Consider the following 5,706-nt stretch of genomic DNA (forward strand, 5'->3'; position numbering starts at 1 on the left):
TGAATTGCCCATCAAGTGCGATGCCTGCGGCTGGCTTCGCCTACGCGATTTTTTCGAACTTATTCAGCAAGCCCTATATAAGGGTTCATAAAGTTCTAATATAAGTTAATTTAAGAAGGAACATGATACAATTACATTTGAAGATTTTATGCTCCGGCAACGTACATAAATTATAAAAAATGCTTTGGTAGTGATGGAAAATAGTCAGATAAATAGAGAAAACAAGTAAAGAAACTAATCAAAAAAAAGGGGCGAAAGTAATATAATTGTCGCCCCCTTCGCCCGATTTATCACAAACCTGAGAATTTATGGTCAAAACTTAAATATATTTTCAGTTTTATCAACACAACAAATTATCAATAATTAGGAAAAGCGATCGAGTTTGCATTCCGTCAACTTTCTCAGCACAATATTTGGAACTGGTTTACACACTGCTGTTATTGTACTTCATCTATCTGAGAAAGGCTCTGCGGGAATCGCTTGTGTCTGTGCAGACTTTCTAGCGGGGACTGAGCAATTCAATCTACCCCAGTGTGGAAATCCCGTAAGGGAAAAACGCGAAAAGCCAAACTGTGAAGTTTGGAAGCCCACGCCATAACTGTAATCAGTTTGGCGTTGGGAGGATGTTACTGTTTTTCCTTAGTCGATCGAGATTGACTGAGGCCCCGTGCTTTTACCGTTGGTGGGTTCGGCTGGGGGAGTAGTGTAGGAAGTTGAACCGGCTTGGTCGTCGATCCAGCTTTTAACGGGCTCTTCGTGAAGGTTGAGTCGAAGCAGGCCAGAAAAAAATCCGCCAGTGAAGGCGATCGGCTGTTGGATCAATTCTTTGGCCATTGGGATGAGTTCGTCGAGGAACATTCAAGAGTCTCCTTGTGCTGCTGGGGTTCTACTTTAACTGTACCGTTTGTACTGCGATGCTGGGAGTGACTTACAAGAAACCCTGTTTCCGGCCCTGGTACAAGATGCGCGATCGGGCAATTTCTCGGTTAATGGCCTACAATGCTAATCTGTTTGCTCTAAAAATTTTATGTGCCGTTTGCTTGGCTACCTCGGGGAGCCGATTTTACTCGATGCTATTCTGTACAAGCCGGAACATTCCCTAATTGTGCAGAGTTACGAGCCCCGCGAAATGACTTCTGGCGTACTCAATGCTGACGGTTTTGGTCTTGGTTGGTATCACCCACACCTAGATACTGACCCGTTTACCTATAAAAATGTACAGCCAATTTGGAGCGACATTAACCTTCCGAGTATCAGTCGATACGTTGAATCTGGATGCGCGATCGGATACGTTCGCAGTGCAACTTCAGGACAAGCTGTAGATTTGAGCAACTGTCAGCCGTTTCAGAACGATCGCCTGCTGTTCGTACACAACGGCTTCGTGAAGAATTTTCGGCAAACTCTTTACAGACCAATTCGCGATCGGCTCAGCGATACGCTTTATCAATCAATTAACGGTACTACAGATTCCGAGCATATCTTCGCCTTGTTTGTCAATGAATTGACAGCCGCAAATCTGACTCTAGAAGCTGCTTTGCAAAACACGCTGAAAACTGTGGCAGAGCTAGCAAACTTTCACCAAGTAGAATTTTCAGCTAATATAATTATCAGCGACGGACACCAGCTCGTTGCCTCTCGCTTTGCTTCCCAAAAAACTCCTCCTTCCCTCTATTGGCTGCGGGACGATTTAAATTTCCCGGATTCCGTCATCATTGCTTCTGAACCTTTATTTGCTGGCAATTGGCACGAGTGTCCAGTCCAGAGCATTATCAGTACCGGAGTAGATCGTGATATCCAAATCTATCCAATCTTGTAGAGAGGCAATTTATCGCGATTTGCAGCAGTGTCGCCGCGGCACTTTCAAGCTATTTGCAGACATCGATTATGATACTTTTTGCCGCCAAGCTCATCCTGATTTCAGTCCAGTTGGCTGGCACTTAGGTCACATTGCTTATACTGAGGATTTGTGGCTGTTGCAGCGGTGTGCTGGCTTGGAACCTGTCTTTCCTGAGTATCACCAACTGTTTGCTGCTGATATTTTGCCGAAAAAACAACGGGTTTTTCTGCCGACGTTACCTGAAGTTGAATTATATCTGGACGCGGTGAGAAAAAAGGTGTTAGATTATTTGGAAATAGCGCCAATCGACGAGCAAGAACGTCTCTGGCGGTTTATTCTTCAGCACGAAAGCCAGCACTGCGAAACAGTTGCTTTCGTGTTGCAAATGCAGCAGGAGAAGGAAGAAGAAAGTTCGGCAACGCATTTGGTAACGGATTTAACGGATTTAAGGGACGTAACGGATACAAAGAAGAAGAAAGAGGGAAGATTAATTGCCGATTACCAATTACCAATTACCGATTCCCCGGCGATTGAAATTCCGGGCGGGGAATTTTACATGGGAAGCGATGCTGCTGAGGCTTTGGATAACGAGCGATCGCGCCACCTGTGTTATTTAGAAGCATACTCGATCGATCGCTATCCCGTCACTTGCCGTCAATACCGAGATTTCATGGAATCCGGCGGCTATCAAAACCCTGATTGGTGGTCAGCGGACGGCTGGAAATGGCTGCAAGGCGAAGCCGTCTCTCAACCGCTTTATTGGTCAGAAAATCCAGCTTTCAACAATCATCCAGTTTGCGGTGTCAGTTGGTACGAAGCCGAAGCTTACTGCAACTTTATCGGTAAGCGTTTGCCATCGGAAGCCGAATGGGAAAAAGCTGCGAGTTGGGATGCCACAAATCAAACATATCGCATCTATCCTTGGGGAGAAGAACCGCCAAACGGCAGCCTGTGCAATCACGGCAATAATATTGCCAATACCTCGCCAGTTGATGCCTTTCCCAAAGGAGCAAGTGCGATCGGCTGCTGCGATATGTTGGGCAATGTTTGGGAGTGGACTGCTTCAACCTTTGACGCCTATCCGGGATTTAAAAGTTATCCTTACATGGGATATTCTCAAGTTTATTTTGATGGAGAACACCGGGTTTTGAAAGGGGGGAGTTGGGCGACTTTTCCGCAGGCACTGCGATCGACCTTTCGGAATTGGTACTATCCGGGCGTGCGGCAAATTATTGCTGGTTTTCGCTGCGCTAAGTAGTTTGCTAGGTAATTATAATTACCATCAAATTTGTTCACAGTCACGAATTTATTCATCGGAAAAGTCCGATGAATAAATTCCTTAATACTTGCATTATAAAGCTTATGTTAGGAACATCAGATAAATGGATTGAGAGAGTATTGGGCAAAAAAAATGTTTGCGAAATGCCTAACTTTTTTCCATGTAACAATTTCAAATAAAACAAGTTTGGTTAATTATTTGATGATTTTTGTGGATAAATTTTAAGTTTTAATTGTGGATGCGATCGCCATCCGGTGAGACAATACATAACGGAGAGCGGCATGAAAAATCTGACTTGAGCGCGATATTTGGCAACGCGACGGCGTGCTATACCCATATGTGCATCTAAAAATTACTTTATGAAATCCCCAAGACTGTCCGACACGACAAACTCAGCCTCAACAAAGGAAAACCGGCTGCACTTAGAGCGACTGGTGAGCGCTGCGGCACTGACACCCGCAGAAATCAATGCTGGCAGCGATGCAGTTAGCGGGTTGACTCAAACCCCCAAATCCTTGCCTCCAAAGTATTTCTACGACGATCGCGGCTCGAAGCTGTTTGAGTTGATTTGCCAGTTGCCAGAATACTACCTGACACGCACTGAAACGGCTATTTTGCAGCGGTGCGCGGGGGCGATCGCAAATTTAACAGGCCCCTGCGAAATTGTCGAACTCGGCAGTGGCAGTTCCACCAAAACTCGGATTCTCCTCGATGCTTACAGTCAACTGGAGTATCCCCTGCACTATTTGCCGATCGACATCAGTCCTACTATCCTAGAAAGCAGCGCTTGTCAACTGTTGGCAGATTATCCGTCGCTCCAGATTCACGGACTTGTCAGCACTTACGAATTAGCCTTAGCTAAAATTGCACCGTCGCCGTTGCCAACCCGAATGATTTGCTTTCTCGGCAGTACCCTCGGCAATCTCAACGCTCAAGAATGCGATTTATTCTTCTCGCAAATTGTCGGTGCATTGCAGCCGGGAGAGTATTTCTTGCTGGGAATTGACTTGGACAAATCTAAGGATATTTTAGAGCCTGCATACGATGACAGTCAAGGAGTAACGGCGGCATTTAACTTGAATATGCTGCGGCATTTAAATCGAAAATATCAGGGAAATTTTGATTTATCACAGTTCGAGCATTGGGCTTTTCACAATCAAGAGGAATGTCAAATTGAAATGCACTTAAAAAGTAAAAAAGCGCAAACAGTGCAGTTGCGTTCTCTCAATTTAACGGTTGAATTTGCAGCGGGAGAAACTATCCGCAGCGAAATATCGCGCAAGTTTAATCTCAATACTGTAAAAAAAGAACTTTCGCAGCGTGGTTTAATGCCGGTGCAGGTTTGGACAGATCCAAATCAGTGGTTTGGCTTGATGCTTTGTCAGATGTCAGTTGACAGTTGACAGTTGACAGTTGACAGTTGGCAGTTGACAGTTGACAGTTGACAGTTGGCAGTTGGCAATTGTTATTTGTTATTTGTTTTGAATATCTCCCAATAATCAGTAACTACTGACTACTGACTGCTGACTACTGACTAATAACGTTCGCGAGCGGGGACAGCACTATGACTACTGACTACTGACTACTGACTACTGACTACTGACTACTGACTAATTAACAAATCGGCCGCTGTCCGGGTTTGACGGCGTGAATGTACTCGCTGCCGGAGGTGGGCCATCCCCGCTTATAATAAGCTTCCTCCGGCTTTCCCCAGCCCAACTGCAACAAAATTTCTAGAAAATCCAACTTTTCCCACTTCGAGAGACTGGCCCATTCTGTGCGCTGGGCTATAGCCTCTACATCAACCGGCTCGATCGATCGAAAATCCTTCCCGCTGTTAATGCTTAAATATAAATCCATCCCGGCAGTTACCTGCTGCCAGAATTCCAACATAGAAATCTTAGCTGCCTTCAACGTAATCAAATCAACCGGTAGAGCTATTAATTCGTCATCCACTGCCGGATAGCGTAGAGTATTGCCTTTAACCGCCATTTCCCGCCAAACAATCCCAGAAACTTGATGTTCCCGCTGGTATTCGTGCACGGCAGCCTTAAAATTTTGATAGGCAGTGAACTTCTGAACGCCCTCAGATTTGAGAAAGCGGTCAATCACGGGGTTGCCTGTAGCAGGAGTTTCAGTCAAATTGAGACGCCGCCCATGCAAGCAGGCTTGGCGCTCTTCTTCGAGGATTTTAATGAGTTCCGCCGTGCTGTAGACCTTGGACATCTTTATTCAGGCAAAATCAAGATATTGGCTGATATTCGGCTGGTTTTCTCGACTAATCTTCGGTAAAGATAGTTTGGCTGTTCTGGGCAATATTCAGTTTTGCCGTTATTCTAACTTTTCTTGCTGCTTAATTCTAGTTTGATAGTTTACAGGAGTCGAGCCGCGAAATCCCGACAGCCTCTTAAAAAAAGCAGTTAAGAGGGTATCGAATCACGAACTAGAGTGGGAACTGCACCGCAGACGTACCTCGCGGGATTTTTCGCCAAAAACAAAGCCCCCTCCTTGGAGCTACCGTGTACACACAAGTCCAGCTAGACTGGGTTTGAGAAGTTAGAAACAAAATAAATCATGGAAAATCCCATCC

5 protein-coding genes are annotated in these 5,706 nt (G+C 45.3%); 3 read left to right on the forward strand and 2 right to left on the reverse strand.

Features of this window, described 5'->3' with window-relative positions; translation table 11 throughout:
- Positions 1-639: 639 nt before the first annotated feature.
- Positions 640-858: a hypothetical protein gene (locus QUA58_RS30660; protein ID WP_333122965.1), complete on the reverse strand. Its 219-nt coding sequence runs from the start codon at positions 856-858 to the stop codon at positions 640-642.
- A 169-nt stretch (positions 859-1,027) separates the two neighbouring features.
- Between QUA58_RS30660 and egtC the strand changes: the two genes are divergently transcribed.
- From egtC to egtD, 3 genes are all read left to right on the forward strand, one after another.
- Positions 1,028-1,816, forward strand: a complete 789-nt coding sequence (gene egtC, locus QUA58_RS30665; RefSeq protein WP_333397900.1) for an ergothioneine biosynthesis protein EgtC — start codon at positions 1,028-1,030, stop codon at positions 1,814-1,816.
- A complete protein-coding gene (locus tag QUA58_RS30670) occupies positions 1,788-3,095 on the forward strand; it encodes an ergothioneine biosynthesis protein EgtB (RefSeq protein ID WP_333397902.1) in 1,308 nt (435 codons plus the stop codon). Before egtC ends, QUA58_RS30670 begins: the two co-directional genes overlap by 29 nt.
- Before the next feature lie 380 nt (positions 3,096-3,475).
- Positions 3,476-4,519 (forward strand): L-histidine N(alpha)-methyltransferase, encoded by a 1,044-nt coding sequence (gene egtD / locus QUA58_RS30675; protein WP_333397904.1) that lies wholly within the window; start codon positions 3,476-3,478, stop codon positions 4,517-4,519.
- 211 nt (positions 4,520-4,730) lie between these two features.
- On the opposite strand, the gene QUA58_RS30680 is transcribed toward egtD, so the two are convergent.
- Positions 4,731-5,342 carry a hypothetical protein gene (locus QUA58_RS30680; protein ID WP_333256348.1) on the reverse strand — a complete coding sequence of 204 codons (612 nt, stop codon included), beginning with the start codon at positions 5,340-5,342 and terminating at the stop codon, positions 4,731-4,733.
- Positions 5,343-5,706 lie beyond the last annotated feature (364 nt).

The organism is Microcoleus sp. N9_A1 (assembly GCF_036701795.1).
Classification (GTDB): domain Bacteria; phylum Cyanobacteriota; class Cyanobacteriia; order Cyanobacteriales; family Microcoleaceae; genus Microcoleus.